The organism is Polaromonas sp. P4_F4 (assembly GCF_056401355.1).
In genome coordinates this window covers 36469-60830 of record NZ_JBFUJO010000028.1, presented here as the reverse complement: position 1 = coordinate 60830, position 24362 = coordinate 36469, and the positions used below count along the sequence as shown (strand labels likewise).

Here is a 24362-nt window from a genome sequence, read left to right as displayed (position 1 = left end):
GCCTTGCGCACCCCGGCCCTCGCGGCATTGCTCGGCCTCAAGGATCCCGGCGGACAGCCGCTCAAGGATCCCGGCGGACAGCCGGCCGCGCCTGCACAGTAAGAACCTGTTTACGATCTATGTGGGGTCGCGCAAGTGGACATCACGCGGCATGGGCTGATGCCCATGCAAGGGATTTGGTGAGCAAATCGCCCGATTTCGTCCCAACCCGCAGGGCAAGTGGATTCTCGGGCGGTCTGCGGCGTTGCAACATCAGCCAAGGCATCAGCCTTGGCCTGGATGTTGCGCCTTGCATCCCATCCCGATAATCCACTTGCGCGACCCCACATAGATCGTAAACAGGTTCTAAGCGCCTGCGGGCGATCAGTCTTCCGCGGGTACTCAGTGGTTGCTGATTTCGCCTTCCCCACTTGACGCCAGTTGCGACTGGTTGGCCCATTCCTCAATCAGGGCCATGTGCGCCACAGCATCTTTTCCCAGTACCAGCCGCACATCGGTGTTGCCCGACAGGTGATTGACTGGCACCACGACCGCATGGCCCCGCAGGGCAAGTTTCAGGCCCTCTGCGGCCTGTTCGTAGCCAGTCCGGTACTGTATTTTGGTGTCCAGCTGCTTAAAAGGACGATCATTGGTCAGCCGGCTCACGGCGATGCCGTACCTGCCAAGCACACCCTTGATTCGTTTGGCCATGCCGGTGATGCCGTTGCCGTTGGCAATCTCGACCCTGGACGGCTTGGTGGCCGCGGCGAGCGCCAGGGCGGAGGGCGTGATCGCCGGCGTAGCAACAGGTGCCGTTGCTGCCACGACCGCTTTTTCGGCCTGCTTTTCTGCAACGACAGGGGACATGACAGGTTTGGGCCTGAGTTCAAACACGTTAGGCACGACCTGCACCACCTCCATGCGCGTTTGCGGCACCGAGGGTGGGATCGCAACCGCAAGCTCCTGCGTTCGCGGTGTGGGCGCGGGCGACGATACCACCGATTCGGCTGGGCGCTGCACTGCGGGTACAGGTATGGAGGAGGGGGGCGGTACGGGGGCGCTGGCTGCCGTCACCAGCATCTCATCCTTGCGGTTTGCAGTGGTGTTTGCAGAGGCCTCTGCCGGCAGCACGCCTTGGGTGCCTATCGCAGCCGGCGTGGATGACAGCGCAATGGCTGGACGCTCACCAAGTTTTGCGAGCTCCACTTTCGCCGCCTGGAGATTGTTGCGTGTCCGCGGGTTTTCCGAATCCAGTACCAGTGCGCGTTGTAGCGTACTCACGGCGGCATCGTAATTGCCCTGCAGATACTGAACATAGCCGAGGTTGTTGTACGGATGCGCAACCGCCGGGTAATCGGCAACAAGTTGAAGCAGCAGCACCTTGGCGTCTTCAAGCCTGCCCTGCTGGGCGTGAATGGCGGCGAGCGCATTGCGTGCCTCCAGTTGCCGGCCATCCAGTTCTACCGAATAAGCATAGGCGGCGCGCGCAAGATCGACATTGCCGCGCTCCTGGTGGTATTTGCCGAGCTGGTAATAGGTCGCCGCCGTCTGGTCGGCCGAATGGCGCACCCGCAACACGGGCTGCATGGCGAGTTCCTTCTGCGTGGGTGGCGCCGCACACGCCTGCAGCAGGCAGGCACCGAGGGCAATGACGATTGGGCGGAGTGTGAACATGATGTAGCTCCTTCTCAAAATTTCTTAATTGCCGCCGCTCATGGTGGGCAGCAGTACGCGGTAAATCTGGATGAATGCAGGCCCCATCAGCACGACCAGCAGGGATGGAAAAATGAAAAAGATCAATGGAAACAGCAGCTTCAGGGCAATTTTTGCCGCCTGTTCTTCAGCGCGCTGGCGACGCTTGGTGCGCAACTGGTCTGACTGAACCCGCAGCGAGTCGGCGATGCTGGTGCCGAAACGTTCAGACTGGATCAGCATGGCGACCAGGGCGTCGACATCATCTACACCGGTGCGAAGCGCGAGGTTACGCAAGGCCTTTTCCTTGGAGCTGCCTGCACGCAGTTCGAGTGTGACCAGCTGAAGTTCTTCGCTCAGCACCGCGCTCTTCAGGCCGATCTCCGCGGCAACGCGGGCGAGCGCCGCGTCCATGGCAAGTCCCGCCTCCACGCAGACGGTCATCAAATCAAGGGCATCGGGAAAGCTTTCGAAAATCTCCCGCTGGCGGCGCGAAATCATGTTCTTAAGCAAAACGTTGGGCAGGTAGTAGCCGATGGCTGCAGCACACAGCAACCAGAACAGCAGCGTATTGGTGCTGTATTTGGCGCCGCCCGTGGTCAGAAGGAAAAACGCAACCAGCGGCAGGCCGGTGGCCAGCGTCGTTTTGGTGGCAAAGTAGATGGCGGGAGCAGAAGGCTGGCGGAAGCCTGCATTCATGAAACGGCTACGGAGCGTTGACATTTCCCAGCCATCACTGGGCAAGGAAAGCTTGGCCAGCGGGCCGCTCAATTTGATGATGCGCGCCACCCATGGGCTGGGTTCGTCGCTGGCAATCGCAGTTGAACGGCCAACGGCGACATCGAGGCGATTCTGCACGGGGTTGGCGGCGAACAGCCGCAGCGCCAACATGACGACACCGAAAACAGCCACAAAAATCAGCCCCAGAAACGCAAGTTGAAGGGTGGTCATGGTGCTTTGGCTCCTGAAAAATCTGGTTTGTTCACATCACACCCGGATACGGATGATCTTGCGCATCACGAGAATGCCGAGCACCATCATGACCACGGCGACAGCGATCATCTTGCGGCCTGCGGGGTCGGTGTACAGCACCTCGAGAAACTGGGGGTTCGTCAGCTGGATCATGAATGCCGCACCGAACGGCAGCAGCGACAAAACCCAGGCAGACATCTTGCCCTCGGCAGACAGCACCCGCACCTGCCCCATCAGTTTGATCCGGTCCCGGATGATGGCGCTGATACTCGTTAACAATTCCGAAAGATTGCCGCCTGTTTCACGCTGGATCAGCACGGCAATCACAAAGTAGCGCAGATCGGTGCTGGGCACCCGCGTTGCCATGTTCATGAGGGCATCCTGCATGGCGATGCCGAAGTTCACTTCGTCAAAAGCGATGCGAAACTCGCCTGCCAACGGATCGTTCATCTCGTCGCCCACCATCTTCAGCGCCGTGGGGAAGGCGTGTCCGGCACGCAAGGCCCGGCCCATCAGATCCAGTGCATCGGGAAGTTGATGCTCGATGCGATCCAGGCGCTTGCGCTTTGCTCTCGTCACATAAAGAAATGGGAGAAAGGCAGCAGCGCCCGCCAGCGCCAGCCGCAGCAGCCAGGGCATGGCGAGGTAACTACAGGCGAAGAAAACAACCAGGAACGCCAGCAGCGCCATGCCGAAGAACTCGCCCACGCTCCAGGACAGCCCCGATTGCTGTAGCAGACGGTCCAGCCTGCCAACACGCGGAATCTCCAGTAAAAGGCGCTGCATGAACGGCGTTCCGCTCAGCAGCCGCTCCTTGGTGATGGAAATGCTTGGCGCATCGCCATGTCCGCCTGCCGACATGACGCGAAGGCGACGCGCCACGCGCTCGGCTTCAGGCCCTTTGGCAGAGTTCCAGCTGAGGTAGAGGCCCTCAACCAGAAGGACCACCGCAATGAAAATCAGCGTGGCAAAAAGGTAGTAAAGGTAGTCCATGGCCGTTCAGTAGTGCTGCCTCAGTGGTATTGCCGTGTGGGGTCAAACAGTTTTTCGGATATCGAGATACCGAACGCCTGCAGTCTCTCCAGAAATCGCGGGCGGACCCCGGTGGCGCAGAAATAACCGATAACGGCGCCGTTTTCGCCTAGCCCCGTCTGCTTGAAGGTAAAGATTTCCTGCATGGTGATAACCTCGCCTTCCATGCCGGTGATCTCCTGGATGGAAATCACCTTGCGCTTGCCGTCGGTCAGCCGTGCCACCTGCACCACCACGCTGATCGCGGAGCTGATTTGCTGGCGCATGGCTTTGGTGGGCAAGGTCGCAACGGCCATGCTGACCATGTTCTCCAGCCGGGTGAGCGCGTCGCGCGAGGTGTTGGCGTGTATGGTTGCCATCGATCCTTCATGGCCGGTATTCATGGCCTGCAGCATGTCAAGCGCCTCGCCGCCACGCACCTCGCCCAGAATGATCCGGTCCGGGCGCATGCGCAGCGCGTTGCGCACCAGTGCCCGCTGGGTCACCTCGCCCTTGCCCTCTATGTTTGGCGGGCGTGTTTCCAGGCGCACGATGTGCGGCTGCTGAAGTTGGAGTTCGGCGGCGTCTTCCACCGTCACGATGCGTTCGGCCATGCTGATAAAACCCGAGATTACATTGAGCATGGTGGTCTTGCCACTGCCCGTGCCACCCGAGATCAGGATGTTGACCTTGGCCTTGCCCAGCCCCTGCAGGATTTCCGCCATTTCAGCCGTAAGGCTCTTGTATTCCACCAGATCGACCAGGCGCAGCGGTTTGGCGGCAAAACGGCGAATCGACATGATGGGCCCGTCAATGGCCAGAGGCGGGATGATGGCATTGACGCGGGAGCCGTCAGGCAGGCGCGCGTCCACCATGGGGCTGGACTCATCAATGCGGCGGCCGACGCGCGAGACGATCTTGTCGATGATCTTCATCAGGTGCGCGTCATCGGAGAATGTCACGTCGGTCAGTTCAAGCTTGCCATACCGCTCCACGTAAACCTGCTTGTAGGTGTTGACCAGTATGTCGGATATGCTGGGGTCGGCCAGCAGCGTTTCCAGCGGGCCAAAACCGAGCATCTCGTTCTGAATGTCGCGCGTCAGGTTCTTTCGCTCGGTCTCGTTGATGACGACGACTTCCTCTTCGAGCAGGCGTTCCACGAGCATCCTCAGCTCATCCCGAATCTGCCCCTGCGAAAGGCGCTGCATGCTTTCCAGGTCGACCCGGTCAAGCAGGGTTTGGTGGATGTGATGCTTCAGTTCCTGATAGGCACGGTTGTCGATGCCGCCCGGACGCTGGCCGGAAAATGGCGCGTTATTGGTCTGAGTGCCGTTGACATTGCCGCCACCACCGTTACCGGTACCCAGACGTTCCCGAATTGAGATGTTCTCTGCATTCATGGCGATATCTCCGTTGACTGGCTAATCCTGAACTCCGTACATCAAGCGCGTTGAAAAACCCGCGAGAACCATCCCTGCGATGCCTGGTCTTCTTCTCCCGCCAGCCATTTGGCAAATTCCTGCAGGGACTTTGAAATCGGGCTGTTTTTCGCGAGCTTTAATATGGGTACTCCCTGGTTGACTGAAGCCGCCGCGGCTTCGTAGTGGTTGGGGATGCTTCTGAAGACCTCCATACCGTAGGCGGCCTCCAGATCCTGCCGCCTGATTTCGCCGCTTTTCTCGTGGCGGTTCACGATCAGATGAATTTTGTCCTTGCGGTAATCGAGAGAGCGAAAGACGTTCAGGAGCCGCTTGCCATCCCGTATGAAGGGCAGGGTGGTTTGCAGAATTGGAAAAATCATGTCGGCCTGGTCCAGCGCGCGAATGCTCACCGCGTCCAGGCTCCGCCCCATGTCAAGCAGGATGAAGTCGTAATGGCGCCTCGCGAGCTTGAGGATCACGTCGATATGCTCGGGCTTCACGTAGCTCGCGTGTGTCGGGTCCTCGGGGGCCGCCAGCACGCCATAGTTCGGATCGATGTTGAGCATGCTCGAGGCAAGAAACGAAGGATCCAGCCTGTGTATTTGCTGGCAGACTTCTGAAAGGGTTACCTGTGGTTTTTGATCAGAGACGAACAGCGAGGCGTCACCGAACTGCAGGTTCAAGTCAATAAGCGCAACCCGCTTTTTTTCCTGCACGGCCAATGTGTAACCCAGGTTGGTCGCCAGGAAGGTCGCGCCGCTGCCTCCCTTGCAGGAAACGAATGCCAGCACTTTGCCGTGGGCTTGGGCGCGACTTTCGATCTTTTCTTCAATGCGTTGAATGGCTGCGACCAGGTCGCCAGCGTTCACGGGCGACGACAAGACCTCGCGCACCCCGGCGCGCATGGCCTGAAGGAGAAACTCGGGCGTATGCTGCTGGCAAAGAAGAATGAATGCCATGCGCGGATACAGGTGGCTCAGGCGCTCAAGCCGCTCCAGGTCACCGCCTTCTACCGATGGTTGGTCCAGCACCAGTACGTCCGGCGACGAAAGGTCGGCGATACCGGCCAGCTTTTCCAGTGTGCCGGAAACGACATCCACTCCGTCCGAGGAGTTACGCTCGCGGAGCAGCCTGGCTATCTCCGTGAGATGTTTGTCGTTCCGGGAGACAACTGCGATTTTCAATTCAAGTCCTTGGCTGTGTAGGCGGGTTGTAATGCATGTCTGCTAGTTAAGTTCAAATCCCATGCTTTCTGCATGCATGATGACAACAGAGGTCGGGAGCCCGATATTCAGAAAACTGAACAGGCTGACCATTGGGCTGTATGTCACGTTGTCTATCGAGACACGCACGCTGTAAATGCAACTGGCTGCTCGGGTGGCGTCTCCACAGGCGGAGAAGTTGTCGCTGGGATCGGTCGGGAATGGGTTGACCACTGCGCCGGTCTTTGTCAGGTAGGTGACGGTGATGTTGGAATCCGCGACTTCATCACCGGCCGGAAGCGATGTACCACCGAACAAGGCGATGTTTTTAATCGCCGGTACCTGGTCAATCCAGCGAACCACAGCCGCGCGTGCGCCACGCCGGGTCACTTCCTGCATGGTGTTGTAAACGTAAAGCATCCGCCCGAACTCGAGGATGGCAAAAAGTATGGTGAAAAAGAGCAGGGAAATGATGGCGAATTCGACAGCGGCAACACCCCCTTGCCGCGTGAATGGGGATGGATGCGCTGATGGATGTGCTGGTGAATGTAAGGTTCGCATTTTTTCACTCCTCACAGCATGTAGCGCATGGTGGTGTGCGGTGAGAGGTTTGCCGTGTACGAAGAACTTCCGCCAAGCAGGAAAGGAATGAACTGACCGATGGTCATGGAGTAGCCAATGATCTGAACCCGCACGCCGCCCGGTGCGGTGCCGTTGGTGCAAGAGGCATCAGCAAAAGTCGCATCGAGGCAAGTCACACTGACGTTTGCAGTCGTGAAATTGGGCACGCCCGCATCTGTCACTGCATTAGCTACTAGTGTTTTTGCATTCGCGACGCCTGGCGTGTCGATAGTGGCCTTGTCTGTGACCGACATCAGGCGCGCGCCATCCCGCGTGGCCTTGGTCAGCGCATCGTAGTACCAGAACGCGCGGCCAAATTCAAAAATTCCGGCGAGGATACTGATCAGCAACGCAAGAATGAGGGCGAATTCCACGGCGGCACCACCCTGCTGGCTGTTGGGTTGCCGTCTCGCTGGAATGGGTTTTGCGGGGATCATTTGGTTCACCGGTACAGCTTGATGTCTGAAATGGGGATCGGCTCCACGAGACCGGCAAATTCACCGTAAACCTTCTTCGGGTTTCCCGTCAGATCCGCCCGCGACTGAAGAAAAAACCGGCCTATTCCTTTAACTGGCAAAGTTGCGCAAGACAAGCCACCACCGCCGATGCCTGCGCAATCGACAATCACCAGTTTCATCAGGCGACGGTTTCGCGTGCCGGGAGGATGTGTGGGGGGGGGCTGGAAGTATCTAAAAGTCGAGCCGGAGGCTGTCTCGTTGTACGGGGAAGCCGAAGTTCCCACGGGGAAAGGCGGAATCGCCGCCGAGGTGGGATAGCCCGCCGTGGCGGAAAGCCCTGGGTTGTAGAGCGTTGGCCAATCAGCTGGTGAAAAGGGCGCTCCCACTGTAAAAGTGGGCGTTGCACCGGCTGCCTGTACCGCGTGGGAGTGCGACCATAAAACGCCAAAGTTGGCTGCGGTTGGTGGATTCCCCGGAAAACCCACCGGTTTTTGCGTGATCGGATCCACGCTGATCGATTGCTGGGTGGGCGCTGGACTCATCCAGTCGGCTGGAGCACTCGGTGGCGACACGGTTGGCGGCAGTGTGTAATCGTATTGTTTGACATTGATGTCTGGCGGCGAAGTCGCCGGGTCGCAGGCAGACCCACCTGGGAACTCATCAAGGCGCGAATTGAATGCTTTTTCAATGGCGCCCGCCGAATAGCCGGTATTCGCATAGACCTGCAAAGTAGAGCCCACAATTGTTGAACTGCCCTGGCAGATAAAAGGCGCGGTAAAGTTTGCGCTGGAATGGCTGGGGTCGCAAGCTGCGGGTGGGCTGTCTACCGGATTGAGCAGCATCGGCACACCGCTTGCGCCCAATGGGCCCAGTTCAGGAATGTTGTAGGTGATGCCACGTCGAAACCCCAGTTCCACCAGTTCGTTGGTACCGGGCATAACGTTTGTCAGGTTCACCGGATCCAGGGCGCAGACACCCAGGGGGGTCACATCAACCACAAAATAGCCAGCAACAGCAAGACCCGATGTACTCACTGTGTCGACGCCTGCGACGCGCATCAGATAAGTGCCAAGCACTTTGAGCCCGGTATCTACCTTGATGAAAGTCTTGCCTTGCGGGGCAGCCTGTGCCGCGGCAACGCTGGACCAGGGGCCGTCCGGGCTGGGACCAAATTCAATGTTCGCCAAGGCCAAGGTCACGTCGGTAGCAAAGTTGTACTTGTTTTTCGCCGATATGGCTTGCGCCTTGCTGACCGCACCGTTGATGCCGGCAGTGGTTTCGTTGAGGTCCTTCGCACCGGCCAGCGCTGCGGCATCGGCGGCGTTCTGCAATTCCGCTTTGGCGATATAGAGATGGCCGAGGTCAAGAACAACGCCGCCCATCGCAAACAGGACGACAACGGTCAGGCCGAAGACGATGGCAACGGCGCCACGTTCACTTTTTCGATATTCCGATGTCGTTTTCATTGCCTTCACCTCCCCAGCGGGGTTTAACACAACGCCCTATTTCCCTACGGTGATGCTCAAAGGGGTGAGCGGTGCAGGCGCCTGATATGACTTCTGGTATTCGTCATAACCGCTCTTGGCTGCCTTGCCGTTCATCCCTTGGACTGGATCGGTATTGCGCGACGCCTCAGGGTTGAGTATTTGCTGCACTTTGAGCAGAGAGACAGACTTGCCAAAATCATGGTCCAGGCGCGGCGTTGGCGACACGCAGCCTGTGACTGCGAGCAAGATTCCGAATAACCCGCAAAAGGTGCAGGCGGTAGAGAGGTGAGTGCGTTTCATGATGGCTCTCCTATTTGACTTCAAAGCCGGTTGCAGAACCATCCGGTTTCTTGTCTTCCGGTGGCGCGGCGCCTTCCATTTTTCCGCCCAGGAAGAACTCGGAGCGGCTGGGCTCGACGTACGGGTCGGTCGGCAGTTTGTAATCTGACGGCAACGGCTTGACCAGGTGCGGGGTCACAATGAAGACCAATTCAGACCTGTCGGTCTGAAAATCGCTGCTGCGAAAGAGCGCGCCAAGCACAGGTACTTCCCCGAGCAGCGGGAAGGCATTGATGTTGGCTGTGACGTTGTTCTTGATCAGGCCGCCGATGGCGAAGCTTTGGCCATCGAATAGCTGGACGGTGGTGCTTGCGCGGCGTGTGGTGAAGGAAGGCAAAATTGCCGTGGTGCTCGAACCAGTGGCCGAAATGCCAACGCCCTGGCGGTTCAAATCCGACACCTCGGGTGCGACCTTGAGGTTGATGCGGCCGCCTTCCAGTACGGTGGGCAGGAACTTCACCGAAACGCCGAATTCTTTCTCTTCCAGCGAGATTTCACCGTTGTTGCCAGTCTTGACCGGGATGAAGATTTTTCCACCTGCCAGAAAGCTGGCTTCCTGGCCACTGATGGCCATGATCGTGGGTTCAGCCAATATCTTGAGCAGGCCATCACCTTTTTGTGCATCAATGGTCAAAAAATTCCCGCTGTTCTTGAAGGCTCCGACACTGCTGGCGGCGCCGGTGAGCAGGTTGGACAGCAAGGTGTAGGTCCAGCTTCCGGTTGTTTTGCGGCCGCCGATGCTGGCTCCCAACTGGTCTGCCAGCGTCTTGGAGACCTCGGCCACCTTGACTTCCAGCATGACCTGCTGCGGCGCAGCGATGGAGAGCATGTTGACGACCTTGACATTGTCGGACTGCTGGCCACCCGTCGAACCTCCCGATGCGCCGCCAGTCTGGCCGCCGCGCGAGCTGCGCTGCACGTAGGCATTGGCGACCGAAAGGATCTGGTCAGCCTTGACCACATCGGAAACCATGCCGGAGAGGATCAGGGTGTCGGCGGCCGTCGTGATCCTGAGATCTTTTTCGCTGGCGAACATCTGATCGAGCCGCGAGCGCAGCGCCACGGTGTCCATGCCGACGGCGATGTCGATGATGGTCGCATCGTTGGCTTTGTTCCAGAGGATGAGGTTGGTGGAGCCAACAGATTTGCCGAGCATGTACAGCTCGCTGGGGTTGAGCAAAATCACGTCGGCGATTCGCGCGTCACCCACGGAAAGCCGTGTTGCCGGGGAGGGCAGGCGCATCAGGGTGGATTTGCCCTCCGAGAGGGTGATTTGCGGCGCCAATTCGACCTTGCCGGTGATCGGAGCCCTCGCTTGAGTGACCACGGCCTTGGGCTGGGCGGTTGCGGCTTGTTTCCCTGGCCCGGAAGTGGCTGTCGGGGGATTTTTCGCCGCGAGATTGCCTGCCTCGATAGCGACCTGGCCATGCGCCAGTGTTGAAGCCGCCATCACGCCTGTTACGGCAAATGCCATGCGAATTAAAGCCGGCCTTGCCTGGGTGCGGAGTGTGCTCATCAAATACCTCCTTCGGGTTTTCTTAAAATTGTTGGGTGCTGCGTTCCAGACCTTTGATCACCTCAACGCGGTCTGGAGTAGTGGGGGCAGGCGCGGCCACCCGCTTTGCTACGGGTCTCACTGCGACCTTCGGCGCGGATGCGGGCCGGACTTCGGGCGCTGGAGCCTTGACATCAAGCAATGTTGTCTTGGTCGCACCTTTTGTATTCACCGGGTTCGGATCGATCTGGTTCCTCAGCACCAGCGAGAGGGAGCCAACGCTGCGTGCCAAATCCAGTTTTTCAGCTTGATCGGGCGTCAACTCGAGGGTGACAGCATTGACGACCTTGGGCTTGGTTTCATCGCGGCTTGATTCCTGGGCAATGGCCAGCACCAGAATGCGTTCCAGCACGATCTTCGAGATGGTCAGGTCCTTGCCTCCGCCGCCTTTTCCTGCTTCGTCCTGGGTATTGACGAGAATGTCCACGAAATTGCCGGGCAGGGCAAACCCGGCTACGCCGACGACGTCATTGACGCGTACCGTCATGGCACGTTTTCCATCGGCAACCACGGCAGAAAGGCCACCTTGTGTACCGGGCGGCGCAAGCTTGCCCTCCATGATGGGTTCGCCGCGCTGGATGCTGGTGCGCGTGACGCGGGTTTCGACCTGTTTGGCATCGGTGATGGCGCCGGGCGGCATGGCACTCGCCGGCCAATCGACCATGCGGACCATCTCCGGGCTCAGCCTGGCGCCGAGACTGATGTCAACAGTGGCAACCGCAACCTTGCTGGTGTCTGCTGAGGCTTGGGCACTGATCCAGCGGGCAGCCACGACGACTGCTCCAAATGCGAGGACGACCGCCACGGCGATCATCACCAATGCACGTGTGTTTCTCATTTCTCACCCCCTCTGTTTAGTCCAACATAGTCCAACATGGTCCATCACCTCTTCATTACCTATTCATTACCTATTCATCACTGCTGTTGATGATTCCGGTATGAGTTCTTTTTTCAGAGCGTTAGCGTCACGAACCCACAAAGTAGTTATTCCAGGCCCAGTCCAACACCCCGGCATCGAGAACAGGCGCCTTTCCGTCATACCGCGCCAGATCGCGAACCTGCGCGAGGATGTCACGCGGATAGCAGGCAAGCAGTGGACGCATTTCCTTGTAATGAAGCTCATTCAGCAGGTAATGGAAGGCCTCTGCTGTGTAGGGCACGTGGAACTCCTCACACACCTGGCGGAATATTTGTTCATATTGCAGCTCTGTCAGCGATCCGACGTGGATCTTGTAGCCCAGCCGCCGCAGGAATGCGCCATCAGCCAGTTGCTCGGGCGGCATGTTTGAAGAGAACACCACAATCACATCGAAGGGAATCTGAAACTTGTAGCCGGTGTGCAGCGAGAGATAGTCCACACGTCGATCCATCGGAACAATCCAGCGGTTCATCAACTCGACTGGCGAACAACGCTGACGGCCCAGATCGTCAATAACGAAAATGCCGTTGTTGGCCTTGAGATGGGGTGGCGCCTGGTAAAAACGCGTGCCATGGTCAAACTGCAGATCCAGCATCTCTAGGGAGAGCTCACCGCCAGTGACCACTGCCGGACGCATGGCACGGACCCAGCGGGTGTCAAGCGGAGTGCGTTTGTCGAGTCCACTTGATTTTTCTGACGCGTCGTTCACGGGCCTGTGCACGATCGGGTCGTAGATCTGCACGACTTCACCATCGACCACAATGGCATAAGGCACCGATATGTTGCCCTTCAAAAGGCCGGTCATGCGTTCGGCCAGGTAGGTCTTTCCGGCGCCGGCAGGACCGTGAATAAAAATAGCCCGCCCGGAGTTGACGGCGGCACCCAGTTGTTCCAGCAAAATGGGACTCACCACAACACCGGTGAAGTCATTGGCCATGTCCTCGCGGGTGATGCACATCTGCGCAACGCTTTGTGCATTGATCTGCGCGTTGTACGCGGCCAGGGTGACGGGAGCGGGGCCGGTATAGGCGTTGCGGCTCAAAAATTCCGCAGCCCTGGCGCGACCAAGGTCGGTGAGGTTGTAGGTGAGGTCCGCATCGGTACCGCTGTCGCCCCGGCGCGTGACTTCACACAGCTTCTCGGCGCGCAGGAACACGATCAGCGGGTCCAGTACGCTGACGGAAAGCTTGAGGTGGGCAGAAAGCTCGACCAGGCGAACCTGCCCGCGCACAAAAAGCATTTTGGCGACAAGCTCGACCAGAAACAAAAAAGGCAGGCCGGTTTCTTCCGGCGTGCGCGGCGCACGGGGCAAGGGAGCAACGGCCGATTCGAGGTTGATCACGGTGTGTTCCGTATTGGCTTCAGCAAGCATTTTTTACTACTCCCTGTTTTTTTGTTGGCACGATTTTTTTGATCGAAAAAAGTATCAACAATTATCAAAATACATATGGAATTACGCGAAAGCGCACTCGCTTCGCATACTCGGCATAAACGGGATCTACGGCAAGGTGTTTTTCTTCCCGGACCAGGCGGACAAACAGGAACCCCAGCGACATCATGTAAAGAAGGAGGTTCCACCACGTGGTGTTTGAAAGGATGTATCCGGTGAATAGCACCAGGTAACTCGCGTACATGGGATGACGCACAAATCTGTACATTCCCTTTGTTTTGATCTTTCGCTTGGCAGCAACGAGCGCATAGCTGCGATTGAGCGAGAGCAAGCCGAAAATCTGCAGGGCGGTGCCGAGGACAACAAGGTACTTGGCTGCTGGCAGCAGTCCCCACGATGCAGGTATGAATAAAAGCGGCGTGAACGTGCCGGCCAGCGCAAAAAACCAGTCCAACGGATCCGTTGAAACGGTGACCGGGGCGCTGCGAAAAACGAAAAGTGCGGCCGACAGCATTTCCGAAACAGAGATCACCACATAAATCCATTCCCCACTGTTTTGAAACGCCAGCATGTGGCGATAGGCAAACAATCCCCACAGCGCGGCCATGACAAATCCGGCCAGCAAGTTAACGACCTTCGAATCGAGCAACTGCTGTGGCTGCCTGGTCCCAAGCCGGTTCGCGGGCGACGCCTGGTCTGAACGAGACACTGGCGCGTCATCACCAGCAAAAGAGATTACTGGCTCTTTGGGATTCATGGTGCGCAACATCAGGTGCGCTGATTTTGTGTTTGTGTTCATACAAAGAGCGCATGCCCGCTGTGCGCCAAAACAAGGTGAATAAAAGTCCCGGCTGCTATGGCAACCGCATAGGGAAGGTTGCCCGCTAAGGTTGGTAGCGCATCTATTCGCGCGCTGCCGCCATGCAAGGCCTTGAACATCGTGTCCACCATCAGGAAGCGAACATTTGCCAGGGTGTGCCGTAAAGCGCCGCTCCACAGTGCGACCGCAATGGCAAGAACGCCTCCAGCGACGAGGGTCGTCAGGACGACATCAACGGCTGCGGCGGGACCGAGAAACCCGCCAACCACGGCCATGAGCTTGACGTCGCCGGCGCCCATGGCGCGCACCATATAAAGGGGAAGAAACAGCCCGAATCCGGCCAGGGCACCCAAGCCCCAGACAGAGGCACTGCCATTGCTAAACAGGAGTTGAATGCCAAGGCTTGCAATGAGGCCGGTCAGCACCAGCCAGTTGGGGATTCGCCTCGACTTGATGTCGAACCAGGCCGCAACGCCGAGCAGGGTCATCAAGGTGACCACGTTGACCTCAGTAAACAGGTCGCCGAACAGGGATAGCGCTTGCGGGGTCATGATGGTCCCTGAGTTAGTGAGGGTGTTCACATGGTGTTTTCAGGGGCAACTGCCGCCGCTGGTTGCCGCCGCCTCAACGCACCTTGAAACCATGTCCCACAAGCCAAGCGTTTTGCTGCCAACCAGTGCTACCGCACTCAAAATGACAACGGTGATCAATGCGCCCAAAAGGGCGTATTCAATGGTCGTGACCGCATCCTCCAGCGGCACCAAGTCGCTCATGAGATGAGTTCTCATTGTTTCGCTCGACCTTTATTATTGAAAAATGCTCCCGGTACCGACTCTCGCCAGGAGCATTTTCAAACGACAACATGAAACCGCTTAACTCGAAGCCAATGCGGTTCCGATAGAACCGAATACTTTCGCAAGCTGGGTTCCGACAATCGTCACGCTGGCAATGATGACCACAGCGATAAGTGCAGCAATCAGGCCATACTCAATGGCCGTTACGCCGTCTTCTTCGCGAATGAATTTCTTGATGAAGTTCATGATGATTTCCTTTTCAGATCAAAGAGTTAACGTTTCCCAAGGTTTGCCGCAAACACGCCTCAGTGGAAGGGCCTGGATGAGCGACATTACTGGCGACCGCCTCGCAGACTTCTCGGTTGTCTTACACCCTGTCCCATCGCCGTGGCGAGGAATGAGGCTTAGATAACCCCCTGAGCGACACCGCTTGCGTAAGAAGCGCGCCTGATGGGCTTACTTCACACTTTGGCGTTGTCTGGGGTCAGTTTGCGCGTTACAAGCAGTTGCGCCAATAGCTTTAATTGGGTACCCTGTTCCCTAGTGTTTTCAGCAATATTTTTTGGACTATGAAGTCAGCATCCATGGCTAGCCGGGCTTGATCTGCTATCAAATTAGGAGGGAAGTAAAGGGATGAAATCGGTAGTAACAAAACGTATCAAATAGACTAAAAAGCAACAATTTTTGTAGGACAGCACGAAATTTCTTTTAATCTTTTCCAGAAACGTAAAAAAATCACACCCATAAAAAAGGCTTTTGCGTTCAAATGGCTGTGTGAAATAGTCACTTCAGTAACAAGACGTATTCTTGACATGAGCCTTGCTGTTTGAGTCAACAGCCGGGCCAAACGGTGAAAGCGAGGGACTTATGGACAACTCAAGCAGGGGCGGCTCCACGTTATCGCCCACACTTGGTGGAGCCTACGGTCAGCCCCAGGCTGCACGCTCATCGCAGGAGGCTACTCCCTCGATGTGGCCCGCTTTTCTGGCAGGCCAGCCTGGCAAGCCGGTACGTGTTGTGCTGATTGATGATGATGTGCACATGCGCAGGGTGATCTCTCATGAGCTGCTGGGTGATTTGCGTACCGATCTGGTGGCCCAGGCTACCAGCATGCGCGAGGGCCGCCGGCTGATCTCGCAGCACGAGTTCGACGTCATGCTGGTTGACCTGAATCTGGGTGACGGCAACGGCCTGGACCTGATCGATCACATGAAAACCGTTCGCCCCCTGGCAGAAGCCGTGGTGATCTCGGCCATGGAAGACGAGCAGCACGCGCTGCGCGCATTTGAGCTGGGTGCCACCGGCTACCTTGTCAAGAACTCCTGGTTCGGAAACTTTCCCCAGGCCGTACTGCAGGTGGTCAACGGCGGCGCGTCAATCACTCCCAACCTTGCACGCAGGCTGCTGCATCGGCTGGAGCACACACAGGAAGCGGTCCGCCAGACTGCGGAGCAGAAAGACAAGCTCTCCGATCGCGAAAAAGAAGTGCTCAAGGCGGTTGCGGCGGGTTACACCAGCGGTGAGATTGGTTTGCGGCTGATGATCAGTTGCCAGACGGTCAACACCCACATCAAAAACATCTACCGCAAGCTGCAGGTTCGCAGCCGGGCGCAGGCCGTCAACTTTGCGGCCCATCGCGGTCTTTTGTAAAGCCCATCATGTTCAACGCGGCGCAACAGGGTCTGGCGCTGGCAGCTGCCGCGATCGGCATACCGCTGGCGTCTTTGGCGCTCAGCGGCTCGCGTAAAGCCTGGCGCCACCATCACAACCCTGTTGATCTGGCCATGGGTACGGCGGCGGGTCTATGGCTGGTGCATTTGCTGGTGACCACGTCCCTCGATTTCGTGGCCGGCAACTTTCCTTCTGTCGAGGTTCCCTCGATTTATGTGGCGCGGCTGGGCTATCAGGCGCTCATGATCGGCGTTGGTTTTTTTCTGTTAACCAGTGCCGGCGTGGCCAGTGTACGGGTGTACCTGTTGCTGGTCGTGCAGGGTGTGGCAGGCGTGGTGGCGCTGCACTGGCCTCATTGGACCGGGGGCGCGCCAGCGCCTGCTTACGAGGCCTGGCTTGCCATCAACCTCCTGTCTGCCATGCTGCTGAGCGCGGCAGTGGCCTGGCGTGTGTACCTGAGCCGCAGTTACGCCGCTTGGCTGGCACTGGCGGGCTGCGTGATTGGCCTGGGCTTGTGCATTGACCAGATAACGCTGGCTGACAATGCTCGGCGCTTTGCAACGATGTCGGATGACTTATATGCGGCTTTTTTGATGGTGATATGGCACTTGATGACGCAGCGCGTGGGATCACCTGAAACGCGCTCGGCCTCGATGCATGATTTTCAGCACAGCACCGGCTTTGAACCTCTCACAGGTTTTGGACCGGCGCACGATGCAGCCGTGGTGGCCCTGGAGCGCCGCCGCATTGCGCAGGACCTGCATGATGGTGTGGGCTCTCAAATCGTGAATATCCTGTCGTCGCTTGACAGCCATGCACCGCAACAGCAGGCCGTGGCGCTGGCGCTGGAGCAATGCCTGGTCGACCTGAAGATGACGGTAGACGCCATTGACAGCGCCGACGACAACGTGCTGGAGGCGCTGGGCCGTTTGCGCTACCGGATCCAGCACACCCTGGACAAGCTCGGCATTCGCATGGTCTGGAAGGTGGATGTCTGCGACGAGCTGGAAGCCGTGCGGGGGGTGCAGGCACAGCAACTGCTGCGGATTGCGCAGGAGAGTCTGTCCAATGTCATGCGCCATGCCCATGCCTCGGTGGTCGAGGTTGTGTGCCGCTTTGTGCCGGAAACGCAGCAGCTGGTGCTGGAAGTGCGCGACAACGGCGAGGGCATTGCCCGTGGCAAGGACGGGCGCCCATCCGGCAAGGGCCTGGAAGGCATGCGCCGCCGCGCCCAATGCATTGGCGGTGAATTGGTGATTTCAAGCAAAACTGGCAGGGGCACCCGTGTGCGCCTTGTCCTGCCGCTGGCAGGAGACCGGATCTTGCCCAAGCCCCAGCCCCTCGCTGTGCGGGATAGCGCGCACGCCCACTGAAGGCCACTGACGCCCCTGACGCCTACTGACAAAGCGGGCAATAGCGAGGGTAATCTCAAGTGTTCAAGTGTCAGCTCGCGCACTGCAGGCTGACAGCCTGCATCGTGTTTCCGGTTTTCGTGTCGAACACCACCAGGTTCACCTGCCGTGCGTGGCCTGGCGCAGGTGCAATGCTGCGAAAGGTCAGCTTTTGCGGCGCCGCGCTGCCAGCCTTGTAGTCGCCGGCCCGCGCGTACTGGCGCACCACAAAATCATGCTTGAGGAATTCACCGGCGTTCTCACCGGCTTGCACCCTGGAGCTATGGCCATGCTCGGTGATGGTCCAGTAGGCGGACCAACTGGCGATCGGTTGCTGTCCGGGGATGTTTGCGGGGAGGTTTGTAACGGGTGTCACGCTGGCTTCGAACTGGTCTGCACCCAGTTGTTGCACGGTGATGCTGGCGCGAGCAGGTTCCCTGGCACTGGGCTGGTTAAGCCAGGCGGACGAGTTGGACCAATTGGGCCAGTCGCGGCCATTGAGCACGACTTGAGGTGTGTAGATGTTGCGCAGATTGTTTCGGGCTGCCACCTCGCGCTGGCGGTTCGTGTAAGCCGGCGCGGCAAAGCGATCGACCCAGCCTATGTAGTCCCAGTAGCCGACATGAAAGGCCTGGATCACCACGCCCTTGTCTTTGAGGCTCGATGCCCATCTATCGGCGGGTGGGCAAGAGCTGCAGCCTTCGGACGTGTAGAGCTCAATCACCGGTGTGATGGTGGCGCCGGAGCTTGCGGCGCATTGGTATTGTGCTGAAAAAGTACTGGAGGCCACCATCAACAGGGCAGTGGTCGTCATGAGTTTTGTAGCGGCCGGCAGCATGGTTTACTCCGTGGTTGAGCTACGCGCCAAACCGAACCTGGCAGAAACCCGTGACCAGCGGCGGTAGCCCTTATTGGTCGCTCATCAAGCCGCTTTCTTACTCCTTCCCGCCTTTGGGGGAAGGTAGGGATGGGGGCTCTGTGGACTTCTTTCAGGCAAAGCATGTGCGCTTGCTGTGCCTTTCGCCCCGTTTTGCGTCGGCTGACAAATGCTTGCCTCGTCTGCCCCCATCCCAACCTTCCCCCAGAGGGTGAAGGAGCCACGAGAGGTTCATCGGCGGTAAAGCCACTCAAGTTTCAAATTCCAATGAAAAAATTGGCTCAAGAGATTGAGTTTTATTGGCGTTAGCAAGGAAGGTTCATTCCTTCTTTAGTGAATTGGAATTAGCTTGAGAAGAACTTGCCTTACTTGAAACTGTACCTGGGTCGACAAGGGTTCTTACATGAACCACGGCCATTTCGTCGGCATAAAGGCGGCGCCAATTGGGAAGGTGATCAAGCAAGGCAACCGCTGGGCTACCAGGCTGTAACAGGGTCCACCCTATCTTGTACTTGGCCAGTAGATCTTCCAGGCCAGCCGACTTTGTCAGGGCGAGCGCATCCAGATACTCCTTAAGAAAATCGTCCTTGTACATGTCGGAACGACCGTCTATGAAGGGCGGAATACCTGCATAAATGAGATAGCCGCCCCAGCCGTTGTAATTGAGCACGGGCCCTTTGACGCCGGCTTCATGAACTGTCCGGATCGCCTTAGCCAGGCTGGTGGAATCTGGCGGTTGCGGTGGGCGGGTATGAGCAATCCATTGGGTAAGTAATAGCAAGAAGCCGAAGGCCAGCATGACTGCCCACTTACCTGCGGGCGTCGCCAGTTTATGGAAAAATCGGTCCACGGTTTCTACGTTCTGCTGGGCCTGCATGGACTGGCGCCACTGGGCTGCAAAAGGTGTCGCAAAAATGAGGGGCGCGAGCAAACCAAGCAACTCGATGTTGCGAACGTGTTTCAAGGCGAGATGCAGCAAGCCGAGAAGCAACAAAAGCCTGATCGGCGGAAGTTTAAAACCCTTGTGTATGACCAGCGCTAATCCACATAGCAACCAAATTTCCAGAGGTTGGAACATGTGAAAATCTGGCGACTGCCATTCACTGATGCGCGCCAATGCATAGCTTTGCTCAAACAGGAATTGCCAAGTGAAAGAAATGCCTTGTATCCCATGGGGTGTGATGAGGGCACTGGTTATTGCAAGGACGATGAATAGGGCCCACGACCTCGCTGTGCTTGCAAAGTAATGTGTGTGTTTGCAGGCGAGTAAGGCTTCCAGCGCAAAAACAAAAGCGAGTGCGAGCCCCAATGTGAAGCCGCCGTGCAAGTTTGCCCACAGTGTCATCACGGGTAGCAACCACAGGCGCGGTGCACGGCCAGATTCACTGGCATGCATCAAACCGACGACCCAAAGCATCATCATCGGCATGGCGAGTATGTGTGGTCGAGCATGCAGGTGACTTGCCGTCATGAAAAGAGCTAAAGCCGCAAACATCACGGCATGAACTGGCTCCAGAGACTTCAGCAAGGTCCGGGTCAGCAGCGCCAAGGCTGCCGCAAACGCTAAAGCCGTGATGGCGACGACACCCGTCCATCCCCCTAGGTCATGGGCACTGGCCAGGAGGACTTGGGACAACCACTCATGTGCCGTCCATGGTGTGTTGGGCATCGTGTGTGAAAACGGATCATGCGTAGGAATGGACCGGTGCTGAAATATCCACTGACCGGTGGCAATATGCAGGTAAGTGTCGTCATCTCTGAGCAGCCCATAGCCGCGCAGAAGAAGGAAACAATAAACCAGCGTCCCAACAATCAGCGGCCAGGAAAAAAGCCAGGCGGCGCGCTGCGCCGGAGTTCCAACATCGACAACAGTTGTGGTTTTTAAATCCATAGAGCAGGCCCCTTGGTATATCGAACCCCTTTCCTCGAAATGTATATCAAGGGCTTGGCGAACGTTCAAGGGACGTTACCCGTGGACTGAAAAAGAATGCTCCCCGGGCGTTACTGTCTTGGCGCTGGTCAATATTTACCTTAGCCGATCAAGGCTGACGGCACGGGTTCGTACAGGTTTGTCCATGGGGGCGGTAAAAGGGTGAGAAACCTCGTGCAACAGGCCTGAGGCCATAAAAAGACCGCTTGCACAAAACTACGCTGCAATCATCCCGAGGGGTCGCTTTGACGGTTCTTATTCAGCGCAGCCTTCAGACGAAGCTCGTGCTCGTGCTCGTGCTCGTGCTCGTGCTCGTGCTCGTGCTCGTGCTCGTGCGCTTGTCGCGCCTTTCGGCCTGCCTTGCGTCTGCTGACAAATGCTTGCCTCGCTGGCCCCCATCCCAACCTTCCCCCATAGGGTGAAGGAGCCAAACCAGCAGAAAGTTGATCTGGTACAAAACAGACCTGCTGAAGGCTCTGGCTACCTGTTTTACTCCTTCCCGCCTTTGGGGGAAGGCGGGGATGGGGGCTCCCCAGGGGGGCGAAGGAGTCAAACCAGGGGAGTGTTGACGCTGTCGTCCGCGTGGCTGTTGTACCCGTCGGCGCGCCGCTCCAGGCGATCTTCGAGCTGGCCCATATAAGCGGCCAGCGCGTTGTCTGACTGTTCGATGCGATCCAGCAAGGCCCGCTGTTGCTGCGCAAAGCGCTCTGCCAGTACAGTGTCTGCGGCCGCCTCGCGTTGCTGGGCGGCGATGGCCTGTACCTCCAGGTAATTGCGCAATTCGGTAAAGCGCGAGGCTTCGGCCCGGTCGGCCAGTTCGCGCTGGGTGTTCAGCTCACGGGCATATCGCCGGGTTTCGAGCAGGTTGGTGCTTTGCATGTAAAGCGTGCTGGCCAGAAAAACAACCGTGGCAACCACCAGCAGCAACAGCATGACAAGGCCTAGCGGAACCTGGATGGTGGTAAAGCCCAGGCTCAACACGCTGACACGGGTGAATTCATCCACATTGAGCGCAACAAATGCTGCCAGCAGGGTAATGGCCAGAATTAACAGAAGGGTGCGTAAACGCATGCGTGTCTCCCGGAGTGGTTGCAAAAACAGTTGTGAAATTTTGTGTCCAGGTCTCCGGTGAGTATGGATGTCCCGACGGTTTTTGGCTGTGGGACAATGCCGACCCTCAGCGTCAGTTTGCGGGCGCTGGCCCGTCCCACACCGGCTCTGGCCGCCGGTGGTCGTCGAGCCAGCCCACATTCATGGCTTTCTCATGGCTTTCGCCCCCATCTTCTTTCTCAACATGCAAAAAATCATCCGCCAGATCGCCACAGAAATCAAAGTCCAGGAGCATCAAGTCAAGGCAGCGGTGGATCTGCTGGACGGCGGCGCCACCGTACCCTTTGTGGCGCGTTACCGCAAGGAAGCCACCGGCGGGCTCGACGATATCCAGCTGCGCGAACTGGAGTACCGGCTGGGCTACCTGCGCGAACTCGAAGAGCGCCGCGAAACGGTTCTCAAAAGCATTGAAGAGCAGGGCAAGCTCACCCCTGAACTACGCGCGGCCATTGAGCTGGCGGCCACCAAACAGGACCTGGAAGACCTGTACCTGCCCTACAAGCCCAAACGCCGCACCAAGGGGCAAATTGCGCGCGAAGCGGGTATCGAACCCCTGGCTGACAGGCTGTTTGCGGATCCCTCGCTGAATCCGGCGGAAGAGGCCGTGGCCTTTGTGAAGGCCGAGAAGAACGAAAGCGGTGACGATTTCACGACCGTGCAGGCCGTGCTCGACGGCGTGCGCGACATCTTGAGCGAGCGCTGGGCCGAGGACGCTGCGCTGGTGCAGTCGCTGCGCAACTGGCTCTGGAGCGAAGGCCTGTTTTCATCCAAACTGGTGACGGGCAAGGACGAGAACCACCCCGACAACGCGAAGTTCCGCGACTACTTTGACTACGACGAACCCATCGGCCGCGTGCCGTCGCACCGCGCTCTGGCTGTGTTTCGCGGCCGCGGGCTGGAGATTCTGGACGCCAAGCTGGTGCTGCCGGAGCCACCCGAGTCCGGCAAACCCACGGGAGCGAAGGCGACCCCTACGGTGTCTTTGGCCGAAGGCAAGATTGCGCTGCACCTGGGCTGGAGCCACAAGATGCGCGCGGCTGACGACCTGATCCGCAAATGCGTGGCCTGGACCTGGCGCGTCAAGCTCAGCCTTTCCCTGGAACGCGACCTGTTTACCCGCCTGCGCGAAGAAGCCGAAAAGGTCGCCATCAAGGTGTTTGCGGACAACCTGCGTGACCTGTTGCTGGCGGCCCCTGCTGGCCCGCGCGTGGTGATGGGACTGGATCCGGGCATTCGCACTGGCGTGAAGGTGGCGGTGGTCGATGCGACCGGCAAGCTGGTCGAGACCGCCACGGTTTACCCGCACGAGCCGCGCAAGGACTGGGACGGCTCACTCCATACCCTGGCCAAGCTCTGCGAAAAGCATGGTGTGAACCTGATCGCCATTGGCAACGGTACGGCCAGCCGGGAGACCGACAAGCTGGCAGCCGACCTGATCAAGCTGATGGCCAAGGTCGAGCAGGCAATTGAAAAGGTTGTGGTCAGCGAAGCCGGCGCCTCGGTCTACTCCGCCAGCGAATTTGCCTCGCAGGAGATGCCGGACGTGGACGTGAGCCTGCGCGGTGCGGCGAGCATTGCGCGCCGCCTGCAGGACCCGCTGGCCGAACTTGTCAAGATTGACCCGAAATCGATTGGCGTCGGCCAGTACCAGCACGACGTGAACCAGAGCGATCTGGCGCGCAGCCTGGACACGGTGGTCGAGGACTGCGTGAACAGCGTGGGTGTGGACCTGAACACGGCCAGCGTGCCGTTGCTGGCGCGCGTCTCCGGCCTGAGCCAGACCGTGGCGAAGTCCGTGGTGCGGTGGCGCGATGCCAATGGCGCGTTCGCCAGCCGTGCCGACTTGCTGAAAGTGACGGGGCTGGGCGCCAAGACTTTTGAGCAGAGCGCCGGCTTTTTGCGCCTGCGCGGTGGCAGCAATCCACTGGACATGACAGGCGTGCACCCTGAAACCTACCCGGTGGTCGAGAAAATCATGGCGCACACCGGCAAGCCGGTCACCGAGCTCATGGGCCGCGCCGAGATGCTCAAAACGCTCAAACCCGAGCTGTTTGCCAACGAAAAGTTCGGCGTGATTACCGTCAGGGACATCATTGCCGAGCTGGAAAAACCCGGCCGCGACCCGCGTCCCGACTTCAAGGTCGCGCGTTTCAATGAGGGCGTGGAAGACATCAGGGACCTGAAGGAGGGCATGACGCTGGAGGGCACGGTGAGCAACGTGGCTGCGTTTGGCGCCTTTGTGGATATCGGTGTGCACCAGGATGGTCTGGTCCATGTCAGCCAGTTGGCCAACAAGTTTGTGAACGATGCGCGTGAGGTGGTCAAAACCGGCGACATCGTCAAGGTGCGCGTGACCGAGGTGGACGTGGCACGCAAGCGCATTGGCCTGACCATGAAGCTGGGCGACGCGCCGCAGAGGCGTGACGGTCCACGCGACAACCGCTTCGAGGGCGCGGCGCGCGGCCAGCAGTCACGTGGCCAAACCCAGGCTGCGCCGCAAAACACGGCCATGGCCTCGGCCTTCTCCAAACTGCAGGGTCAGCGCAAGTAGCTGCGGCGTTTTTGTAGCAGTTGTGCCCCTGAAACAAGGGACGTGCGACTGTGGCTGTAACTGTAGGCAGGGCGTCCGCAAGATTGGCGGTGCCGCACAAGGCACCCGCCGGGCGGCGGGCGCAGATCGCGCACGCCGTGGCTATGATGCTGGCATTACTCAAGGTTTTCGA

Annotated in this window: 22 protein-coding genes; 3 read left to right on the top strand and 19 right to left on the bottom strand. The window is 58.4% G+C overall.

The window, feature by feature from the left end; genetic code table 11:
- Positions 1-381: 381 nt before the first annotated feature.
- The 16 genes from AC1DUR_RS22355 to AC1DUR_RS22280 form a co-directional block, all read right to left on the bottom strand.
- Positions 382-1653, bottom strand: coding sequence for a LytR C-terminal domain-containing protein (locus AC1DUR_RS22355; protein WP_477718159.1), 1272 nt, complete (start codon positions 1651-1653; stop codon positions 382-384).
- Between the two features lie 24 nt (positions 1654-1677).
- Positions 1678-2622, bottom strand: coding sequence for a type II secretion system F family protein (locus AC1DUR_RS22350; protein ID WP_477718160.1), 945 nt, complete (start codon positions 2620-2622; stop codon positions 1678-1680).
- 36 nt (positions 2623-2658) lie between these two features.
- Positions 2659-3636, bottom strand: a complete 978-nt coding sequence (locus AC1DUR_RS22345) for a type II secretion system F family protein (RefSeq protein WP_477718161.1) — start codon at positions 3634-3636, stop codon at positions 2659-2661.
- A gap of 20 nt (positions 3637-3656) precedes the next feature.
- Positions 3657-5054 (bottom strand): CpaF family protein, encoded by a 1398-nt coding sequence (locus AC1DUR_RS22340; RefSeq protein ID WP_477718162.1) that lies wholly within the window; start codon positions 5052-5054, stop codon positions 3657-3659.
- Between the two features lie 41 nt (positions 5055-5095).
- Positions 5096-6259: a CpaE/TadZ family protein gene (locus AC1DUR_RS22335; protein ID WP_477718163.1), complete on the bottom strand. Its 1164-nt coding sequence runs from the start codon at positions 6257-6259 to the stop codon at positions 5096-5098.
- A 42-nt stretch (positions 6260-6301) separates the two neighbouring features.
- Complete coding sequence (locus AC1DUR_RS22330) at positions 6302-6838, bottom strand: TadE/TadG family type IV pilus assembly protein (protein WP_477718164.1); 537 nt, start codon at positions 6836-6838, stop codon at positions 6302-6304.
- A gap of 11 nt (positions 6839-6849) precedes the next feature.
- Positions 6850-7335, bottom strand: a complete 486-nt coding sequence (locus AC1DUR_RS22325) for a TadE/TadG family type IV pilus assembly protein (RefSeq protein ID WP_477718165.1) — start codon at positions 7333-7335, stop codon at positions 6850-6852.
- A 5-nt stretch (positions 7336-7340) separates the two neighbouring features.
- Positions 7341-8822, bottom strand: coding sequence for a pilus assembly protein TadG-related protein (locus AC1DUR_RS22320; RefSeq protein ID WP_477718166.1), 1482 nt, complete (start codon positions 8820-8822; stop codon positions 7341-7343).
- 36 nt (positions 8823-8858) lie between these two features.
- Positions 8859-9143, bottom strand: coding sequence for a pilus assembly protein (locus AC1DUR_RS22315; protein WP_477718167.1), 285 nt, complete (start codon positions 9141-9143; stop codon positions 8859-8861).
- 10 nt (positions 9144-9153) lie between these two features.
- A complete protein-coding gene (locus AC1DUR_RS22310; RefSeq protein WP_477718168.1) occupies positions 9154-10698 on the bottom strand; it encodes a type II and III secretion system protein family protein in 1545 nt (514 codons plus the stop codon).
- Positions 10699-10720: 22 nt separating this feature from the next.
- A complete protein-coding gene (gene cpaB, locus AC1DUR_RS22305) occupies positions 10721-11575 on the bottom strand; it encodes a Flp pilus assembly protein CpaB (RefSeq protein WP_477718169.1) in 855 nt (284 codons plus the stop codon).
- A gap of 127 nt (positions 11576-11702) precedes the next feature.
- Positions 11703-13028, bottom strand: coding sequence for an ATP-binding protein (locus AC1DUR_RS22300; protein WP_477718170.1), 1326 nt, complete (start codon positions 13026-13028; stop codon positions 11703-11705).
- A 64-nt stretch (positions 13029-13092) separates the two neighbouring features.
- Positions 13093-13845: a methyltransferase family protein gene (locus tag AC1DUR_RS22295; RefSeq protein ID WP_477718171.1), complete on the bottom strand. Its 753-nt coding sequence runs from the start codon at positions 13843-13845 to the stop codon at positions 13093-13095.
- On the bottom strand, positions 13842-14447 hold the full coding sequence (locus AC1DUR_RS22290; RefSeq protein WP_477718172.1) for an A24 family peptidase: 606 nt from the start codon (positions 14445-14447) through the stop codon (positions 13842-13844). The genes AC1DUR_RS22295 and AC1DUR_RS22290 overlap by 4 nt, the downstream gene beginning before the upstream one ends.
- Positions 14448-14456: 9 nt before the next feature.
- A complete protein-coding gene (locus tag AC1DUR_RS22285) occupies positions 14457-14639 on the bottom strand; it encodes a Flp family type IVb pilin (protein ID WP_477718173.1) in 183 nt (60 codons plus the stop codon).
- Between the two features lie 99 nt (positions 14640-14738).
- A complete protein-coding gene (locus AC1DUR_RS22280) occupies positions 14739-14906 on the bottom strand; it encodes a Flp family type IVb pilin (RefSeq protein ID WP_477718174.1) in 168 nt (55 codons plus the stop codon).
- A gap of 723 nt (positions 14907-15629) precedes the next feature.
- Between AC1DUR_RS22280 and AC1DUR_RS22275 the strand changes: the two genes are divergently transcribed.
- The gene (locus AC1DUR_RS22275; RefSeq protein WP_477718175.1) at positions 15630-16310 is read left to right on the top strand and encodes a LuxR C-terminal-related transcriptional regulator; all 681 of its coding nucleotides are present in this window, start codon (positions 15630-15632) and stop codon (positions 16308-16310) included.
- A gap of 8 nt (positions 16311-16318) precedes the next feature.
- Positions 16319-17704, top strand: coding sequence for a sensor histidine kinase (locus AC1DUR_RS22270; RefSeq protein WP_477718176.1), 1386 nt, complete (start codon positions 16319-16321; stop codon positions 17702-17704).
- A gap of 70 nt (positions 17705-17774) precedes the next feature.
- On the opposite strand, the gene AC1DUR_RS22265 is transcribed toward AC1DUR_RS22270, so the two are convergent.
- The 3 genes from AC1DUR_RS22265 to AC1DUR_RS22255 form a co-directional block, all read right to left on the bottom strand.
- On the bottom strand, positions 17775-18536 hold the full coding sequence (locus AC1DUR_RS22265; RefSeq protein WP_477718177.1) for a DUF1223 domain-containing protein: 762 nt from the start codon (positions 18534-18536) through the stop codon (positions 17775-17777).
- Positions 18537-18918: 382 nt separating this feature from the next.
- A complete protein-coding gene (locus tag AC1DUR_RS22260) occupies positions 18919-20490 on the bottom strand; it encodes a hypothetical protein (RefSeq protein ID WP_477718178.1) in 1572 nt (523 codons plus the stop codon).
- A 588-nt stretch (positions 20491-21078) separates the two neighbouring features.
- The gene (locus tag AC1DUR_RS22255; RefSeq protein WP_477718179.1) at positions 21079-21600 is read right to left on the bottom strand and encodes a hypothetical protein; all 522 of its coding nucleotides are present in this window, start codon (positions 21598-21600) and stop codon (positions 21079-21081) included.
- A 223-nt stretch (positions 21601-21823) separates the two neighbouring features.
- On the opposite strand from AC1DUR_RS22255, the gene AC1DUR_RS22250 reads away from it, so the two are divergent.
- Entirely contained in the window at positions 21824-24190 is a 2367-nt protein-coding gene (locus AC1DUR_RS22250; protein WP_477718222.1) for a Tex family protein, read from the top strand.
- The last annotated feature ends 172 nt before the right edge of the window (positions 24191-24362 follow it).